This window comes from Streptomyces sp. NPDC088730, assembly GCF_044751215.1.
In the GTDB taxonomy this organism is placed as follows: Bacteria; Actinomycetota; Actinomycetes; order Streptomycetales; family Streptomycetaceae; genus Streptomyces.
Window position 1 is genome coordinate 221,543 of sequence record NZ_JBIVLK010000002.1, and the last position, 18,233, is coordinate 239,775.

The following is an 18,233-nucleotide window of genomic DNA, read 5'->3' on the forward strand; positions in this document are numbered from 1 at the left end:
ACAGGAGCAGGGAAATGCAGCACCGAATCATCGTTCTGGGAGCCGGTTACGCCGGAGCCACCGCCGCCGGGCGCCTCGCCAAGCGCCTGCGCCGCGAAGACGTCGCCATCACCCTCGTCAACGCCGAGCCCGACTTCGTCGAGCGGGTCCGGATGCACCAGCTGGCGACCGGCCAGCACCTCCGCCCCAGGCCCTTCGGCGAGATGCTCGCGGGGACCGGGGTCGAGCCGAAGCTCGCGGAGGTCACCGGCATCGACGTCGACCGCAGGACGGTCGCCGTCACGGACGCGGCCGGCGCCCGGCAGGAACTGGCCTACGACACCCTCGTGTACGCCCTGGGCAGCGGCTGGAACACCCACGGCGTCCCCGGCACCGCGGAGCACGCCCACGACATCTCCGGCCGCCCCGGAGCGCTCCGGCTGCGCGAACGGCTGGCCCGCCTGGAGTCCGGCCGTCCCGTGGTCGTCGTCGGCGGCGGCCTGACCGGACTGGAGGCGGCGACCGAGATCGCGGAGACCCGCCCCGACCTCGACGTCGCCCTCGCGGCCCGGGGCACCCTGGGCGACTGGCTCTCGCCCAAGGGCCGCCTGCACCTGCGCCGCGTGGCCGACGGACTCGGCATCACGGTGCACGAGAACACCGACGTCACGGGCGTCGGGACCGACCACGTCACCACCGCCGACGGCACGTCCATCCCGGCCGAGGTCACCGTGTGGACCGCGGGCTTCGCCGTCCACCCGGTCGCGCAGGCCACCGCCCTGGAAGTCACCGGCACCGGCCGGATCGTGGTCGACGGAGCCATGCGCTCGGTCTCCCACCCGGACGTGTACGCCGTGGGCGACGCGGCCCTGGCGACGGGCCCCGGCGACAAGCCCCTGCGCATGTCCTGCGCCTCGGGCATCCCCATGGCCTGGCAGGCCGCCGACAGCATCGCGGCCCGCCTGACGGGCACGAAGCCTCCGCGCACACCGTTGCGCTACTTCAACCAGTGCATCTCGCTGGGCCGCAAGGAGGGCCTGATCCAGTACGTCACCGCCGACGACCGCGCGGTCCGGGCGGCCCTGACGGGACGGCTCGCCGCCCTCTACAAGGAACTGGTCTGCAAGGGCGCGGCCTGGGGCGTCGCCAACCCGACCTTCGGCATGCCGACCCGCAGGCGCCCGGTCGTACGGGGGAACGCCCAGGAACCCTCGGCCGTCAACGCCGAGGCCTGACCCGCTGGGTCGAGGACGACGGACGCACCAAGCCGCCCGGCCTGACCGCGCAGGCGCTCACCGCGTCCTTCGGGGAGGACGCCGTCGCCTCTCACCGGAAGGGCTGAGGCGGCCCACCCCGCCATCGGGACAGCCCCCACTCGGCCGCCCCCCTGCGGACGAGCTGCGGCCACCAAGCTCCGCCACCCTCTTGACCGTCAAACACCGGCACACAGGGCGCACGTGCGGTTGGCTGTCACGCGGACAGCGCGAGAGCCGGCGGGGAGCGGGGGTTGCCGTGACACGGGGCGTCGATGCGCGGAAGACCCAGGGGATTCACCCCTGGGTCCTCTCCACGCGGATACGGCTCGCCTAGGCCGACGCGGCGGCGGCGACGGTCAGCACGTAGTCCACATCGACAGAGAAGTCGCCCGACTGCCCGTGGACCTTCAGTGAGTGCGCGCCGGGTGCCAGGGACGGCAGCTGCGCCCAAAGACCGCACCCCGTACCCGTGAAGCGCCCTTCCTCCGCGGTGACCTGATTGTCCTGTACGCCTTCCACCATGATCGAGTCACCTTCGTAGGTCTCCGGTTTCACCGGCTTGCCGTCGAGTGCCACGGTCCCTCGCGCACTCCCCATGAAGGCCGCACAGCTCTGGTCGTCTCCGACGAGATTGACGACAGGCACAACGATCGGACGACCGTGGGGAATGTCGCACGCGCGTACAGCCCGACCGCCGTCGGTGCCGGCCAGGAACCACACGTCGGGCGGCTGATTGCGTCCACACATGCTCCCGTCCGGGTCAGTGACAGGGTTGGTTGCTCCAGGCTCCGAGGCAGCCCATGTCCACCATCGGCTCTGCAGCTCCGCGGAAGAAAGGTGTCCGTTCTCCGCCACCGGCGCGCTACGCGTCGGTGCCGGCCCCTCCGTGTCGCCCGAGCCCCGGTCAGCCCGCGCCCCACACCCCGCCATGCCCGCCAGCACTACCGCTGTCAGGCCCACCGCCCCAACCCTGAACCGCATATAGCCCCCTCCGGCCGTACGCGCCGCCCCGGCATCACAGCCGACGCGACATGAGCGGACACCGTATCCACGGGTCGGGACTCAGGCCGCTTCGAGCCCGCTGGTGCACTTCGCTGCTGTACGGGCAACGCGAGAGGCCCCCAGGATTTCTCCTGGGGGCCTCTGGCCTGCTGTGCACTCGGCAGGATTCGAACCTGCAACCTTCTGATCCGTAGTCAGATGCTCTATCCGTTAAGCTACGAGTGCTTGGCGTCCTGGGCTTTTCTGCCCCGTCGGCGTTGCGAGAACAACATTACATGACCTGCGGCGTCACGCGAAATCCATTAGCCGCACTGCTGCTGAGCTGGGGAAACACCCGTTCGGCGGCGTCCGGGCGCAGGCCCGTCCCGGATGGGTCCGTCCCGGAAACGACCGAAGCCCCGGCCAGTGGCACGGGGCTTCGGTGATCACGCGGAGGCGGAGGGATTTGAACCCTCGATGGGCTTTAAGACCCAAACCGCATTAGCAGTGCGGCGCCATAGACCGGACTAGGCGACGCCTCCAGCACACCCACGCGAGCGCGGGTGGTGCGTGCAGATGATGTCACAGCAGCGAGCCGCGTCACCAATCGGTGCCTACGGTACTAGGCAGTCGGGCGCGAGGGCAAAGCGCCTTCGGTCGCGCAACCCCGTGGCGTGCCGCGCGTTAGTCATGCGGGGGCGCCGCCCCCGCCGTTCTTCTCGGTCGCCGGCCGCTGACGCCGACGCGCACGACCACAGGAGCCCGCATGCTGCGTCGCCTCACCCTCACCACTGTCGTGTCCCTCGCCGTACTGTCCGCCGCCGCGCCCGGCGCCGCGGCTTCGGACGGTCCGCTGCCGCGTCCGTTGCTGCCGCTGCACCTGCTCCAGAGCGGGGGCGGCCCGACGCATCTGACCGTGGTCGTCTCCGGCTCCGGGGACCCGGCGGCGGACGGCAGCTACGAGCTGGAGTGCGAGCCGGCGGGCGGCAGCCACCCCGTGGCGCAGCAGGCCTGCGAGCGGCTGGCGCAGCTGCCCGGCGAGAGCACGGACCCGTTCTCGCCGGTCTCCCGGGACGCGATGTGCACGCAGCAGTTCGGCGGACCGGCCACCGCACGGATCACCGGTAGCTGGCGCGGACGAAGCATCGATGCCGCGTTCGACCGGGCCAACGGGTGCGAGATCGGGCGCTGGAACAGCCTGCGTCCGGTGCTCCCGAACGTCCGCTGAGCAGCGGCTGCACAGGGCGCGCGGGGCGCGTGCGGGGCGCGTAATGGGCCAGAGTCGTGCACCTCTTGCACAGAACCTTGGTGAGAGCTCCCCCTCATCCGCCGCCCCTTGCCGCTCCCCTGCCTTTAGACTCCTCCAGTGACAGCCTGAGGCCCGAGGGGCAAGATGGGGCCGCTGTCGGCAAGGTGCAGTAATCAGGGAGGAAGCGTCGTCGTGAGCAGCAGGCCATCCCGAGGCGCTGCTCGCCTCGCAGCCATACTCGACGCCCTTCCGGACGGGCTTCTGCTCGTCAACTGCAACGGTACGGTCGTCAACGCCAACACCATCGCCCTCGAAATGTTCGAGACGCCGGGCACCGCGCTCGTCGGACGCGGACTGCTGGATCTGCTGCCGGAGTTCGACTCCAAGCTGATCCCGGGGTCGATGCGGAGGCCGGAGGCTGCGGACGAGCGGGGCCGTACCAAGCCCACGCGGATGACCGCGCGGCGGACCGACGGCAACGAGTACCCCGTCGAGGTGACGAGCGCCAGCCTGGAGGACGGGCAGGCCGCCTACAACGACGTCCAGACGAATTACAACGGCACTTATACGGGTGACGAGCTGCTGATGCTCGTCGTGCGCGACCTCTCGGGCACCGTCGACACCGAGGCCGAGCTGGCCCGCTCGCAGCGGCAGACCGAGATGATCCTGCGGGCCGCGTCCGAGGGCGTCGTCGGCACCGACACGGACGGCCGGGTCGTCCTGGTCAACCCCGCCGCCGCCCAGATCCTCGGCTTCCGCGCCACCGACCTCGGCGGCCAGGAGCTGCATCCGCTGATCCTGCACTCGCGGGCCGAGGGCGAGCCGTTCCCGTACGAGGAATCGCCGCTGGCCGACACCCTCAGGTCGGGTCGCAAGCACCGGGTGCGCGGGCAGGTGCTGTGGTCCAAGAGCGGCGCGCAGGTGCCGGTCGACCTGACCACGGCGCCCGTGCGGGACGGCGACCAGCTGGTCGGCGCGGTGATGACGTTCACCGACCGCAGGCCTTACGAGGAGCTCGGCGAGCAGCACGCGGCCGAGGTCAGCGAGCTTGCCGCACGCCATACCGCCGCCGTCGCCGAGCTGACCGCGGGCCACGCCGCCGAGACCACCGGTCTGACGGAACAGCACGCGGCCGAGCTGGCCGACCGGGCCGAGCGCCACGCCTCCGCGCTGGAGGAGCAGGCCGACCGGATGCAGGAACAGGCCGGGCGGCTGGCGGAGCTGTCCGCCCGTCACGCCCAGCTGACCGCCGTCCTGGGCGAGTCGCTGCGCGGGCCCCTTGAGGAGCTGCGCGGCGAACTGTCCGCACTCGCCGCCGACCCCGCGGGCCAGCTGTGGCCCGAGGCCAACCAGATCCTGCACCACCTGGCCGCCGGCTACGCGCGGATGACGACGCTCGTCGACAACGTACTGAGCTACCAGCGTCTGGACGCCGGCTCGGAGGCGCTCGTCAAGACGAACGTGCTGCTCGACGGCGTGGTGACCGCCGGTATCGACGCCGCGGTCGAGCTGATCGGCCCCGGCCGCGCCCAGTTCGCGGTGCACGCTCCGCCGATCGAGGCCGAGGTCGACGCGGGGCGGCTGGTGACCGCGCTCGCGCACCTCGTCGCGGACGTCGCCGGGGTCGACTCGACCGGCAAGGCCCGGCTGGTGCCGGGCGGCGGCTACGTCGACTCCACGGTCGTCGTCGCGGCCGCACAGCGCGGTGACGTCGTACGGATCGAGGTGCGCGGACCGTTCGCCGGGGGAGACCCGGTGCACGAGCCGATCGTGCGCGGGATCGTGCGGGCGCACGGCGGCGTGCTCCAGACACACGAGATGCCGGGCATGAGCGGCAGCGCGTACGTGCTCGAAGTACCGCTGGGCGCGGGCTCGGGGACAGTGCCGCCTCCCATGGCTCCGGCGGTGGACCCGGCGATGGCTCCGGCGATGGGTCCGGCGGTGGACCCGTCGATGGGTCCGGCGGTGGATCTGGCCGGTCCGGAGGGGCAGAGTCAGGGACAGGGTCAGGGTCTGGACGTCCCGCAGGTTCCTCAGGCACCTGTGGCGCCTCAGGTTTCTCAGGCGCCTCAGGTTTCTCAGGCGCCTCAGGCACCTCCGGTTTCTCCGGTCTCTCCGGCTGAGGCGGCTCCCGGGGCCGCGGGGAGCACGGGCGGCGGGGGGCGGCGCCGGGCGCGCAGGGCCTCCACCGATGCCTTCCTGGAGAGCCCTGTGGGCGATTCCGAGGGCGTGGGCATGCCCGGAGCCGCGACCGGGGACACCGGGGCGGCCGAGCCGACCGGCCGAAGGCGGGCCCGCCGCCGGCCGCCGGCCGAAGGCGTGGAGGCGTCCCCGGCGCCGTACGGCGACCCGGTCGACCCGTCAGTGGGCTCGTCCGTGGACCCGTACGCCGCCGGCGCCGCGGGTGCTGCTGGGACTGCTGACGCGGGTGCGGGTGCCGTTGAGCACGGCGGGGCGACCCCGGACGGGCTGAGCCCGGCCGAGCGGAGTGGCGGCTCCGGGCGCAGGCGCGGGCGGCCCAGTCCGGCGGAGACCGGCGCTCGGGCCGCCGACGCGCAGCAGGGACCGGGGCAGGCCCTGGCGCTGCCCGCTGCTCCCGGGGCCCCGTCCGAGGGGTCCGTGGTGACGGCTGCCGAGGGCGCTCAGGGGGGCGGGGGCCGTCCGCAGCGCGGGCAGACCGTGCCGCCGCAGGGCGTTCCGGCCGAGGCTCCGACACCGGTGCCGGCCGGCGGCCACCGAGCGCGCCGGGGCGGCGTGAACCAGGGCGGAGAGGGCCGGCTGGCTCTTCCGGCCGCCACTCCGCCGGGGAACGCCATCGAGTCCGAGGGCTCCATGGCGTACTCCGATCCCGACGACGCCTCCCGGATGCGGGCCCCGGCACAGGAGCCCCGTCCCGCGCCGCCCGATCCGGAATCCGCGCCCGTACCCGCACGGCAGCAGCCGACCGGGCGACGGGCCCGGCGCGCGCTCTCCGCCGCACAGGACCGGGCCGCTCAGGCCGAACCGACGGGCCCCCGGGTCCCCTTCGCGCTGCCGCCCGCCGCCGCAGACCGGATGTCGTCGGCCGAGCCCGACGCCTCCCCGCCGGGGCGGCACGACGCCGTGTCCGGCCCGGCGGACCACGACCACACCCCGCCGCAGCCCCACCCGCTCCCGACCGGACGGCGCCGAGCCCGGCACTCGGACGCGAACCCCGCCACCGCCGACGCAGCAGCAGCCCACGCTGTCCCTGCCGTACCCGCTCCTCCGGCCGCCCAGCCGGACCCCTCCACCGCACCGGCCCATGACTGGGAGCAGGACGGTGACTGGGAGCAGGACGGCCTACCGGCCCAGAGCCAGCCCCAGACCCAGAGCCAGCCCCAGGCGCAGAGCCAGTCCCAGGCGCAGAGCCAGTCCCAGGCGCAGGCCCAGAGCCAGGCCCTCGGCCAGGGCCCGGCTGCGGCGGCTGCCCCGACGGCTTCCGCTGCGGCTGCGGCCGCTGCTCCCGGCGCCCCCGGGGAACAGCCCGAAAGCGACGCGGAGTGGCCCGGGACAGGACACACCACGCACACCACCGGCACGGCCGCCGGGACCACAGGCGCGGCCGGCGGCAACGCCCGCGGCTCCGACGGCCGTACCGGTGTCCCCACAGGGCCCGCGGACCCCGACGGCCTCCCCGGACCCGACGAGACCCGTCCGCGGACCCTCGTACCCGGTCCGGACGCGCGGAGGCAGCCGCTGCCGGCCGAGGCGCCCATGCCCGGGGGGTCCTCGGACTCGACGCACGGGCGCGCGTTCAGCGTGCGGACGCTCGGGCAGGGTGTGCCGTTCGCCCAGCACATCGCGCACCAGCAGAACCAGACGCTCGGCGGCGCCGGCCGGCGCCGCAAGCTCGCCGCACCGCCCGAGAGCGACCCGTCCGAGCAGACCGGCCGGACCGCCCCGCCGACACCCGCCGCAGCACCGCAGCAGGCGAACCCGCAGCCCGGCGCGGGCGGTCCCGGCCCCGGCGGCACGGGTGGCCCCGGTGGCACGGTGCAGGGTCCGGGCTCGGGAACGCTGCTGCCCGCTCAAGCGGCCGAAGGACGCGCGTACGCCATAGGCGCCCCCGACGAGGGTGCCGCCGAGGGGCCGGAGCCGCTGGACGGCCCCGGTGGCGCGGTCGAGGTCGCCAACCGCCCCTCCCCGCAGCCCGTGGACGACGAGCTGCCCCCGGAGCCGCTGGACAACCCGCGTCGGCTGCTCGTCTGGCCGGCACCCGACGTGTCCACCCAGCAGGCGCTGAGCGACCGCGGCTACCGTCCGGTGATCGTGCACTCGCGCGAGGAAGTCGACGCGCAGATCGCGGCGTTCCCCGCCGCGCTCTTCGTGGACCCGCTGACCGGTCCCATCACCCGTAAGGCACTCCAGTCGCTGCGCCAGGCGGCGGTGGCCGCCGAGGTGCCGGTCCTGGTGACGGCCGGTCTGGGGCAGGCCTCGCGGGAAGCGGCCTACGGCGCCGACCCGGCCGTGCTCCTGAAGGCGCTCGCCCCGCGCGACAGCGAGCAGCACCCGCCCCGGGTCCTCCTGATCGAGGAGCACGAGGACATCGCGGACGCGCTGACGCAGACGCTGGAGCGCCGGGGCATGCAGGTCGCCTGCGCCGCCACGGACAGCGAGGCGGTCTCGCTCGCGACCCGGATGCGGCCGAACCTGGTGGTGATGGACCTGATGCAGGTACGCCGCCGCCGGGCCGGGATCGTCGACTGGCTGCGCGCCAACGGCCAGCTGAACCGCACCCCGTTGGTCGTCTACACCTCGGCCGACATGAGCCAGTCCGACCTGCCGAAGCTGAGCTCGGGCGAGACCGTGCTCTTCCTCGCCGAGCGTTCGACGAGCGACGAGGTGCAGGCCCGTATCGTCGACCTGCTCGCGAAGATCGGCACGAACTGACCGTCGTACCTGCTGTGACCGTCGTACCGCTGCTGTGACCGCCGCGCGGCTGCGATGACCACAGCGGTACGGACACGGCACGGGCGGTGCACGGACACGGCGACGGCGACGCACGGACAGGACAGGAAGAGGGCGGTACGGGAGTGCACTCCCGTACCGCCCTCTTCGTCTCCACGGGCGCGTGGTTCAGAGCTGTGTGATGTCCAGCTCCCCTTCCGCGTACTGCTTGCGGATCACCTTCTTGTCGAACTTCCCGACGCTCGTCTTCGGTACGGACGCGACGACCGACCAGCGCTCGGGCAGCTGCCACTTGGCGATGCCCTGCTCCGCGAGGAACGCCTTCAGCGCCAGGTAGTCGGCGCTCGCGCCCTCCTTGAGGACGACGGTGGCCAGCGGGCGCTCGCCCCACTTGGCGTCCGGGACCGCCACGACCGCCGCCTCCGCCACATCCGGGTGCGCCATCAGGGCGTTCTCCAGCTCGATACTGGAGATCCATTCACCGCCGGACTTGATGACGTCCTTCGTGCGGTCGGTCAGCGTGAGGAAGCCGTCGTCGCTGATCACCCCGACGTCGCCGGTCTTCAGCCAGCCGTCCTCGCTGAACTTGTCCTCCGGCCGCAGCGCCTCGCCGTCCGCACCGCCGTAGTACGCGCCCGCGATCCAGGCGCCCCGCACCTCCAGCTCACCGGCCGATTCGCCGTCCCACGGCAGGTGCTCGCCGCCGGGCCCGACCAGCCGGGCCTCGACACCGGCCGGGAACCGGCCCTGCGTGATGCGGTACGGCCACTCCTGCTCCTCGGTCAGCCCGCCGGGCGGGTTGGCCATGGTGCCGAGCGGCGAGGTCTCCGTCATGCCCCAGGCGTGGCAGAGCCGGACGCCGAGCTTGTCGTACGCCTCCATGAGGGAGGGCGGGCAGGCGGCGCCGCCGATGGTGACGCGCGCCATGGAGGTGAGGTCGCGCGGATTGGCGGTGACCTCGGCCAGCAGCCCCTGCCAGATGGTGGGGACGGCGGCGGCGTGGGTCGGCCTCTCGCGCTCGATCATGTCGGCGAGCGGGGCGGGCTGCAGGAAGCGGTCCGGCATCAGCATGTTGACGCCGGACATGAACGTCGCGTGCGGCAGGCCCCAGGCGTTCACATGGAACTGGGGGACGACCACCAGGGTGGTGTCGCGGTCGGTCAGGCCCATCGACTCGGACATGTTGACCTGCATGGAGTGCAGGTAGACCGAGCGGTGGGAGTAGACGACGCCCTTCGGGTCCCCGGTGGTGCCGGAGGTGTAGCACATGGCGGCGGCCTGGAGTTCGTCCAGCTCGGGCCAGTCGAAGCTGGTGGGGCGGCCGGCGATCAGCTCCTCGTACTCGTGCACCCGGGGCACGGCACCGTCCAGCACGGAGCGGTCACCCGCCCCCGTCACGACCACGTGCTCCAGCGACGTCAGCCGGGGGAGCAGCGGCGCGATGAGAGGCAGCACGGAGCCGTTGACGATGAGGACCTTGTCGTCGGCGTGCTGGACGATCCAGACCAGCTGTTCGGCGGGGAGCCGCAGGTTGAGGGTGTGGAGCACGGCACCCATGGACGGGACGGCGAGGTACGCCTCCACGTGTTCGGCGTTGTTCCACATCAGCGTGGCGACGCGCTGGTCCCCGTCGATACCGAGCTCGTCACGCAGGGCGTGGGCGAGCTGGGTGGCCCGCCGGCCGATCTCGGCGAAACTGCGCCGCTGCGGCTCGGGCTCTCCGGTCCAGGTCGTTACCTGTGACTTCCCGTGGATGGTCATCCCGTGGTGCAGGATGCGGGTGACAGTCAGCGGTACGTCCTGCATGGTGCTGAGCACTGCGTCCTCCCGGTGGGCGCTACGCGGCAGTAAGGTTCCGCTGATTCTGCGCACATACCGAGCGGTATGTCACTACTCCAGGAGGTACGGATCGGTACCGTGCGACAAAATCACACCATCCGTATGCAATGACCGCACCCTCGTCGGCCAGCCCGCATACCCGGCCGTACCGCCCTCGGCGAGCGGTTCGCGGGCGGCGCCGGCACCTCACCTGACCGGTGTCAGCTCCGGATCCTGGCGCAGTTTGCCGAGCGCCCGGGACACGGCGCTCTTCACCGTGCCGATGGAGACTCCCAGCACCTCGGCCGTCTGCGCCTCGCTGAGGTCCTCGTAGTAGCGCAGGACGACCATCGCCCGCTGCCGGTCGGGAAGTTTCAGCACCGCCCGCCACATGGCATCGTGCAGGGACTGCTGCTCCGCGGGGTCGGGTCCCGGAACCGTCTCCTGCTCGGGCACCTCGTCGCACGCGAACTCATCGACCTTGCGCTTGCGCCACTGCGAGGTCCTGGTGTTCAGCAGGGCCCGGCGGACATAACCGTCGAGGGCCCGGTGGTCCTCGATCCGCTCCCAGGCCACGTACGTCTTGGTGAGGGCCGTCTGCAGCAGGTCCTCGGCATCGCTGGGGTTCGCGGTGAGTGAGCGGGCAGCGCGCAACAGCACCGGGCCGCGGGCCTTCACGAACGACGTGAACGACGCGTACGGGACGTACGGAGCGCCCGCCCCGTACGGTGTGCGCGCACCGGCCGGTGTCCGCGGCGCCGCGTACGGGGCGACGGACCCGTGCGATGCGCGCGGGGCCGCCGGTACGAACGGCGACACGAGCGGCGGCACGAGCGGCGTCATCTGTGTCGACGCGTGCGGCGATACGTTCGCCGACGCGTGCGGCGGGTGTCCGGCGAGCGGCGATACGTTCGCCGGCGGGTGTCCGGCGAGCGGCGCATGCGGGTGGTGCGGCGTGCGTCCGGCGTTGGCAGCGGCTCCCCTGGAGGTGTCCGTGCAGACTGGCGTGGTCATGCCTCCACGCTAGGAGCGGGCGCTGCCCCGGGGATCGCCCCCAGGTCCCGAAACCGGGTCCGCCTCAGGGTGTAGGGCCGGTCCCCCCTCCACCTCCTGTAGGTGGAGGGGCCGCACGGCGGGACTCAGGGTCGCCCCGGAGACCGCGCCCCCCGGACCGGCGCCGAGCCGGCCGGCCGCGCCGCTCACTCCCCCCGGCCCAGGATCAGCCCCGAGGTGGGCACCCCCGTTCCGGCCGTGACCAGGGACCGGGCCGCGCCGGATATCTGGTTCACCGAGGTGCCGCGGATCTGCCGGACCGCCTCCGCGATGCCGTTCATACCGTGCAGGTACGCCTCCCCCAGCTGGCCGCCATGGGTGTTCAGGGGCAGTGCGTCCGCGGCCACGAAATCGGCGGCCTCGCCGGGTCCGCAGAAACCGAACTCCTCCAGCTGCATCAGCACGAACGGGGTGAAGTGGTCGTACAGGATCGCCACGTCGATGTCGGAGGGGGACAGGCCGGAGTTCCGCCAGAGCTGGCGGGCGACGACATCCATCTCCGGCAGCCCGGTCAGCCCGTCACGGTAGAAGCTGGTCATCTGCTCCTGCGCCCGCCCGGCACCCTGGGCGGCGGCGACGATCACCGCGGGCGGCTGCCGCAGATCCCTGGCCCGTTCCGCGCTGGTGACGACGATCGCCTGGCCGCCGTCGGTCTCCTGACAGCAGTCGAGCAGCCGGAGGGGCTCGACGATCCAGCGGGAGGCGGCATGCTCGGCAAGGGTGATCGGCTTCCCGTAGAAGTACGCCGCCGGGTTGCGCGCGGCATGGCGCCGGTCGGTGACCGCGACATGGCCGAAGGCCTCCGGGGTCAGCCCGTACGTGTGCAGATACCGCTGAGCCGCCATGGCCACCCAGGAGGCCGGGGTGAGCAGCCCGAAGGGCAGGTTCCAGCCGAGCGCCGCCCCCTCGGCGGTGGGCTCCCGCTGCTGCACCCCGGAGCCGAAGCGCCGCCCCGACCTCTCGTTGAACGCCCGGTAGCAGACGACCACGTCGGCCACCCCGCAGGCGACGGCGAGCGCCGCCTGCTGGACCGTGGCGCAGGCCGCCCCGCCGCCGTAGTGGATACGGGAGAAGAACGACAGCTCGCCGATCCCGGCCGCCTGGGCGACGGTGATCTCGGGGCTGGTGTCCATGGTGAAGGTGACCATCCCGTCGACGTCGGCAGGGCTCAGCCCCGCGTCGTCGAGCGCCGCCCGCACGGCCTCGACGGCCAGCTTCAGCTCGCTGCGGCCCGAGTCCTTGGAGAACTCGGTCGCACCGATCCCGGCCACGGCCGCCCGTCCGCCGAGTGAATCGGCCCTGCGCACGCTCATGCGGATTCCCCCGGGACGCTGATGGTCACCGTGCCGGTGACATGCCTGCCGAGCCCGTTGGCACCGACGATCGACACCTCGGCCGTCCCGTCGCCGCCGATTGCGGTCACCTTGCCGCTCAGCACCATCGTGTCGCCGGGATAGTTCGGAGCGCCCAGCCTGATGGCGACCCTTCTGAGCACTGCCTCGGGCCCGAAGTGATCGGTGACGTACCGTCCGACCAGGCCGTTGGTCGTCAGGATGTTCATGAAGATGTCCGGGGACCCCTTCTCCCGGGCCAGCTCGGCGTCATGGTGCACGTCCTGGTAGTCGCGGGAGGCGACGGCACCCGCCACGATCAGGGTGCGGGTCACCGCGATCTCCAGCGGTGCCAGCTCTTCTCCGACGTTCATTGCGATCCCTCCTCCACGAGCAGTCCGCCCAGTTCCTGAAGCACTTCGCTGCCGCAGCCGAGATAGGCGTCGAGCTGGCGCCCCCAGAGGAAGTGCCGGTGCACGGGATGGTCGAGGTCGGCGCCCGTACCTCCGTGCAGATGCTGGACCGCGTGCACGACCCGCTTTCCCCCCTCTGACGCCCACCACGCGGCGGCCAGCGCCTGCGCGGCACAGGGCAGCGACCGGTCGTGCCGCCAGGCGGCCTCGTACGCCGTGACCCGTATCGCCTCGGTGTCCATATGGGCGTCGGCGGCGCGCAGCAGCACACCCTGGTTGGTCGAGAGCGGCCGCCCGAACTGCTCCCGCGTGCCGGTGTGCTCGACGGCGCGCGCCACCGCCCCCGCGCACACCCCCGCCTGCAGTCCCGCGAACGCCGTCCGGGCCGTCGCCAGAACCTCCTCGTACGCCCCTGCCCCGCCGAGCGGTTCGCCGGGCGCCCCGTCGAGCACGAGCCGCCCCGCCGACCACGGGGCCGTGGTCTCCACGGGCTCGGTCAGCACCCCGGCGTCCGCGGTCCTGACGACCCACAGCGACCGGTCCGCGGCCGCGACCAGGACATGGGTGGCCTCCCTCAGCCACGGCACCAGCGGCACCGTGCCGCTCAACTCCCCGTCGGAACCGGCCCGTACGCCGCCGGCTGCCGGAAAGGCCCCCGCCGCCACGGCCGCGCCGTCCCGGAACCGTGGCAGCAGCCGCTCGCGCTGTTCGTCCGTGCCGTGTCCGGCGACGGCGAGGAGCCCGTACACACAACTCGACGCCAAGGGCACCTGCGCCGTCGTGCGGCCCTGTTCCTCCAGGAGGAGAACCAGCCCGAGGAGTCCGATCTCCTCGACCGCCCCCGGCAGCCCGGCCGCACAGAGTTCTTTCCACAGCTCGGCGTCCGTACCGGTACCGGCCGCGACCAGACGCTCGTGCGTCGACAGGTCGCCGAAGATCCGGGCGGCGAGCTCCTGCGCGGCGGTCTGTTCCTCGGTGGGTGTGAAATCCATGTCAGCCCTCACTCCCCCGGAAGACCGGCAGCTCCAACTCGGGGTCCGTGCGCAGGAATTCGAGCCGCACCAGCATTCCCACCCGCACCTTGTCGTACGGCACCCCGATCACGTTGCTGATCATCCGGACCCCCTCGGCGAGCTCCACCAGTGCCACGGCGTACGGCCCGGCCTCCCCGGACGTGCTGAACGCGGGGAAAGGCGGGTGATGCATCACCACGTACGAGAAGACGGTGCCCTCGCCCGAGGCCTCGACCGTCTCCCACTCGGAGGACCCGCAGGCATTGCAGCCGGGCAGCCAGGGGAAGCGCAGGGTGCCGCATGCCCCGCAGCGCTGGATCAGCAGCCGGCGCGCGGAGATGCCCTGCCAGAATCCGGCGTTGTCCCTGTTGATGACCGGCCTCGGTCGCAGGCTCCGGCCGCGCAGCCGCTCCCCGGACCGCTCTGTCGCCTTCTCCGACTTGTCCGACGCCGCCGGGCTCTCCGCCTTTCCCTTCACCGCAGGGCGGTACTTGAGGATCCGGAAGCGGTGCGTCCCCGCCGGCTCGTCCTGCGCCCGGACGTCCATACGCGTGGTGATGAAGTAGCCCGTCCCCAGCTTCGTCGTCTTCCGCTCCGACACCGCCTCGATCACCGCGTCGAAGGTGATCCGGTCTCCGGGCCGCAGCGGCCGCAGATACTCCTGCTCGCAGTCGGTCGCGACCACCGAGACGTACCCCTCCGCGTCGAGCAGGCCGAAGAGCTCGTCGTAGGCCTCGCCCCGGTCCGTGTGCCCCGACAGCCCGCCCATCGTCCACGCCTGCAGCATGGCCGGAGGGGCCACGGCATCGGGGCCGGTGTACGCGGGGTTCGTATCCCCCATGGCCTCGCACCAGTGCCTGATCATGGGCTCGTTGACCGGATCCTTGCCGCTGCCGGCGACGGCGGCGGCCCGCCCCTCGTACGCCCTGAGCCGCTCGTACAGTCCGTCCCGCACGGGCCGCGCATCCCGCGCATCTGGCACGTCCTGCCCTTCCCGCACGTCCTGCCCGGCCTGCCCTTCCGGCGCGTCCCGCGCGTCCTGCCCTTCCGGCGCGTCCCGCACGCCCTGCCCGTCCCGCACGTCCCGTCCGCCCTGCCCGTCCTGCCCCTCCATCACCGTTTCCCCCTCTTCATGCCGAGCCGCATCGTCGCGACGATCTCCCGCTGCACCTCGCTCACCCCGCCCCCGAAGGTGTTGATCTGCGCCGCCCTGTTCATCCGTTCCAGCTCCCCGTCCCCGAAGGAGCCGGGCGAACCGCCCCGGATCGTTCCGGCGTGCCCCGTGATTTCCTGGCACATGCGATACACCTCCACGGCGCTTTCGGTTCCCACGAATTTCACGCCGCTCGCGTCGCCGGGGGCCAGCGCACCGGCCCCGACATCTCCCACCAAACGCCAGTTGAGCAGGCGTGTTGCCGCCAGCCGGGCATAGGCCTCGGCCAGCCTGGACCGAATCCAGGGCTCGTCAACCGGGCGCCGTCCAGTCACCGGATCGGGCGTACGGGCGAAGCTGAGCGCCGCATCGTAGAAGTCCTCGGCCTGCATCCCGATCGCGGCCAGGGCGACCCGTTCGTGGTTCAGCTGGTTGGTGATCAGCCCCCAGCCGCCGTTCTCCGCGCCGACCAGCCCGGTGGCGGGCACCTGGACGCCGTCGTAGTACGTGGCGGTCGTGGTCAGCCCGCCGACGGTCTCGATGGGCGTCCAGGAGAAGCCGGGCGCGTCCGTCGGCACCAGGATGATCGAGATGCCCCGGTGCTTGGGCGCCTCCGGATCCGTACGGCAGGCGAGCCAGATCCAGTCCGCGTTCTGCGCGTTGCTGGTGAAGATCTTCTGACCGTCGATGACCCACGAGTCACCCTGACGTACCGCCCTGGTCCGCAGCGCCGCCAGATCGGTACCGGCCTCGGGTTCGCTGTAGCCGATGGCGAAGACGATCTCCCCGGCCAGGATCCGCGGCAGGAAGTACTCCTTCTGCGCCTCGGTCCCGTACTTCATCAGCGTGGGGCCCACCGTGTTGAGGGTGACCATCGAAACCGGTGCGCCCGCCCGGTAGGCCTCATCGAAGAACACGAACTGTTCGTCCGCACCACGGCCCTGGCCGCCGTACTCGACGGGCCAGCCGAGCCCCAGCATTCCGTCCGCACCGATACGGCGCAGCAGCCGCTGATCGGCCGGACTCCCGCCCACGGGGCCGGTCCGAGCGCCGGGCTCCGGCATCACATCGCGGAAGTACGCACGGAGTTCGGCGCGCAGCTGGAGCTGGCGGTCCGTAGGGGCCAGATGCACGGCGGCTGCCTCCCGGGAAAAGCCTGCGGATCAGGGTTTCTGACTGTCCGTCAGATTCCGTTCACCTGTCAAGGCACCCGACAGCGGGCCGTCACCGGCCCTCCCCTTTTCACCCCTTCCCTCCCCACCCCTTCCACCCACGGTTCACCCTGCGGCCCACGCCCCGGCCTCACGCCCCGTCAGCCGGTCAGCCGGTCAGCCCGTCCGTCCGCCCGTCCGCCGCCGAACATCGGCCCAGCCGCCGGTTCACCCCGGCGGAACGACGAACGGCCCGCGTGCCGCCACCGAAGTGACGCCACGCGGGCCGCCGTTCCCCCCGACCGCGATCCGGCCCCCCGCCCGGCACGCGGCAGGTACCGGATCACCAGAGATTGGTGAAGTTCACCGCGAGGGTGTGACTGGACTGGTCGATGGCGGTGAACGCCGAACCGTTCACCTGAGCGGAGTTGCTGTGGTTCGACGCTCCGTCCCCGATGGCCTGCTGCTGCGAGGTGGACGAATTGCCCAGGTTGGCCCCGCCGACGCCACTGCCACTGATCGTGGCCACACCCGCGTTCGACCCCTCGTTCGCGAACGAACCGTTGTCGGCCTGGGCCACACCGCCGAAGAACGCGGCGGCGAGGGGCAGAGCGGCAACAACAGCGAGGGCACGAGCGGTACGGATGCTTGCCATGTCTATTCCTCCAGGAACCGAAAATAAGGCCGGCCCCGGGCCGGTTGGCCGACCGCCCGGGTGATGGTCGCGACGTCGCGAGATCAAGGTTTCCCATCGCCGCTCCGGCGAACCACCCACACTTTTCGATTCCCTCGCAAGCGTGATGAAGAGCTGATAAACCCCCAGACGACACAAACTCCCAGGTCAGTCCGGCACGCAGCGACGACCCTTGCCCCGCAGGGGAAGAACCGTTCCGGCAGGACACCTCGCACCTCACCCGCCAGCCCCTCCCCCTCTTCCTTTATTCGAACGTTAGTACGAACATAGAGGCATGGCCATCCATGCCCGCCGAACCTTCGCCCTGGCCCTGGCCCACGCGCTGTCCGCGGCCGAACACGGGCTCCCCGTCATCCCGTTGTCCGCCACCAAGCTTCCCGCCCTGCGCTCCCCGCACCGCGACGAGGAGCGGCCGAGCCACTGCCGGGGCGCCTGCGGCCTGCCCGGACACGGCGTCCACGACGCCACCACCGACCCTGCCGCCGTCCGCCGCCTCTTCGCCGCCGCCCCCTGGGCCAGTGGTTACGGCATCGCGTGCGGCCGCGCCCCGCACCACCTCATCGGTATCGACCTCGACATCGACCCCACCGGCCGCAACGACTCCGCGGCCGCCCTGCGACAGCTGGCGCTGCACCACCTGTTCACCATCCCGCAGACCGTCACGGTGCTCACCCCCAGCGGCGGCCGACACATCTGGCTGTCCGGACCGCCGGGAGTGGCCGTACCGAACTCCGCGGGACGCCTCGCCCCCGGCATCGACATCCGCGGCACGGGCGGCTACCTGGTCGGCCCCGGCTCGTCCACCACCCACGGCTCCTACCGGCTGGTGCCGGGCACCGGCAGCCTCCCGCCGGCCCCCTGCCCCGACGCCCTCCTCCAGTTGCTGACGCCCCCGGCCGCCACGCGTCGCCGGCACAGCCACCCCGACGACCGGGGCCGGGGACTGATCCGGTTCGTCCTCGCGGCAGCGGAGGGCCAGCGCAACACCCGGCTCTTCTGGGCTGCCTGCCGCGCCTACGAACACGGCTTCGGGGACAGCCTGGCGGACGCCCTCACCGAGGCCGCCGTCCGCACCGGCCTCCCCGAACACGAGGCCCGCGCGACCATCGCCTCGGCATCCCGCCTCACCACGACCCGCTGCGAACCTCCGGGGTGATTCCGGTCGGCGTCCCTGCCGTGCCCCGGCCGGGGGACGGCCGGGCACGGCTGGGGC

At 72.4% G+C, this 18,233-nt stretch carries 13 protein-coding genes, 2 tRNA genes and 1 other annotated feature; of the genes, 4 read left to right on the forward strand and 11 right to left on the reverse strand.

Annotated elements, in window-relative coordinates:
• The first annotated feature begins 14 nt into the window (after positions 1–14).
• Complete coding sequence (locus ACIP89_RS07715) at positions 15–1,214, forward strand: NAD(P)/FAD-dependent oxidoreductase (RefSeq protein ID WP_402113695.1); 1,200 nt, start codon at positions 15–17, stop codon at positions 1,212–1,214.
• Positions 1,215–1,565: 351 nt separating this feature from the next.
• Here the strand turns inward: ACIP89_RS07715 and ACIP89_RS07720 are convergent, their stop codons facing one another.
• The 3 genes from ACIP89_RS07720 to ACIP89_RS07730 all read right to left on the reverse strand — a co-directional run bounded on the left by ACIP89_RS07720 (position 1,566) and on the right by ACIP89_RS07730 (position 2,758).
• Positions 1,566–1,811 carry a hypothetical protein gene (locus ACIP89_RS07720; protein WP_402113697.1) on the reverse strand — a complete coding sequence of 82 codons (246 nt, stop codon included), beginning with the start codon at positions 1,809–1,811 and terminating at the stop codon, positions 1,566–1,568.
• A gap of 578 nt (positions 1,812–2,389) precedes the next feature.
• Positions 2,390–2,462: transfer RNA gene (locus tag ACIP89_RS07725), tRNA-Arg, on the reverse strand.
• 205 nt (positions 2,463–2,667) lie between these two features.
• A tRNA-Ser gene (locus ACIP89_RS07730) sits at positions 2,668–2,758 on the reverse strand.
• 224 nt (positions 2,759–2,982) lie between these two features.
• Here ACIP89_RS07730 and ACIP89_RS07735 point away from each other — a divergent pair.
• Both ACIP89_RS07735 and ACIP89_RS07740 read left to right on the forward strand, forming a co-directional pair.
• Positions 2,983–3,444 carry an SSI family serine proteinase inhibitor gene (locus ACIP89_RS07735; protein WP_402113698.1) on the forward strand — a complete coding sequence of 154 codons (462 nt, stop codon included), beginning with the start codon at positions 2,983–2,985 and terminating at the stop codon, positions 3,442–3,444.
• A gap of 213 nt (positions 3,445–3,657) precedes the next feature.
• Entirely contained in the window at positions 3,658–8,376 is a 4,719-nt protein-coding gene (locus tag ACIP89_RS07740) for a PAS domain-containing protein (RefSeq protein WP_402113701.1), read from the forward strand.
• Positions 6,219–6,277 (forward strand) — a sequence feature (sul1 is cis-regulatory element that is thought to sense ions involved in sulfur or methionine metabolism; They are found in Alphaproteobacteria). Its footprint overlaps the gene before it by 59 nt.
• 186 nt (positions 8,377–8,562) lie before the next feature.
• Here the strand turns inward: ACIP89_RS07740 and ACIP89_RS07745 are convergent.
• The 8 genes from ACIP89_RS07745 to ACIP89_RS07780 all read right to left on the reverse strand — a co-directional run bounded on the left by ACIP89_RS07745 (position 8,563) and on the right by ACIP89_RS07780 (position 16,981).
• Positions 8,563–10,212: a long-chain fatty acid--CoA ligase gene (locus tag ACIP89_RS07745; RefSeq protein WP_401925931.1), complete on the reverse strand. Its 1,650-nt coding sequence runs from the start codon at positions 10,210–10,212 to the stop codon at positions 8,563–8,565.
• Between the two features lie 207 nt (positions 10,213–10,419).
• Positions 10,420–11,031 carry a SigE family RNA polymerase sigma factor gene (locus ACIP89_RS07750; protein ID WP_401926738.1) on the reverse strand — a complete coding sequence of 204 codons (612 nt, stop codon included), beginning with the start codon at positions 11,029–11,031 and terminating at the stop codon, positions 10,420–10,422.
• 380 nt (positions 11,032–11,411) lie between these two features.
• Complete coding sequence (locus tag ACIP89_RS07755) at positions 11,412–12,578, reverse strand: lipid-transfer protein (protein ID WP_401925933.1); 1,167 nt, start codon at positions 12,576–12,578, stop codon at positions 11,412–11,414.
• A complete protein-coding gene (locus ACIP89_RS07760) occupies positions 12,575–12,970 on the reverse strand; it encodes a MaoC family dehydratase (RefSeq protein WP_401925935.1) in 396 nt (131 codons plus the stop codon). The genes ACIP89_RS07755 and ACIP89_RS07760 overlap by 4 nt, the downstream gene beginning before the upstream one ends.
• Positions 12,967–14,001, reverse strand: a complete 1,035-nt coding sequence (locus tag ACIP89_RS07765; RefSeq protein ID WP_401925937.1) for an acyl-CoA dehydrogenase family protein — start codon at positions 13,999–14,001, stop codon at positions 12,967–12,969. The genes ACIP89_RS07760 and ACIP89_RS07765 overlap by 4 nt, the downstream gene beginning before the upstream one ends.
• Position 14,002: 1 nt before the next feature.
• Positions 14,003–15,136 (reverse strand): OB-fold domain-containing protein, encoded by a 1,134-nt coding sequence (locus ACIP89_RS07770; RefSeq protein ID WP_402113703.1) that lies wholly within the window; start codon positions 15,134–15,136, stop codon positions 14,003–14,005.
• Positions 15,136–16,308 carry an acyl-CoA dehydrogenase family protein gene (locus tag ACIP89_RS07775; protein ID WP_402113705.1) on the reverse strand — a complete coding sequence of 391 codons (1,173 nt, stop codon included), beginning with the start codon at positions 16,306–16,308 and terminating at the stop codon, positions 15,136–15,138. Before ACIP89_RS07775 ends, ACIP89_RS07770 begins: the two co-directional genes overlap by 1 nt.
• Positions 16,309–16,669: 361 nt before the next feature.
• On the reverse strand, positions 16,670–16,981 hold the full coding sequence (locus tag ACIP89_RS07780; protein WP_401925945.1) for a hypothetical protein: 312 nt from the start codon (positions 16,979–16,981) through the stop codon (positions 16,670–16,672).
• 313 nt (positions 16,982–17,294) lie between these two features.
• Between ACIP89_RS07780 and ACIP89_RS07785 the strand changes: the two genes are divergently transcribed.
• Positions 17,295–18,176, forward strand: a complete 882-nt coding sequence (locus tag ACIP89_RS07785) for a bifunctional DNA primase/polymerase (RefSeq protein WP_401925948.1) — start codon at positions 17,295–17,297, stop codon at positions 18,174–18,176.
• Positions 18,177–18,233 lie beyond the last annotated feature (57 nt).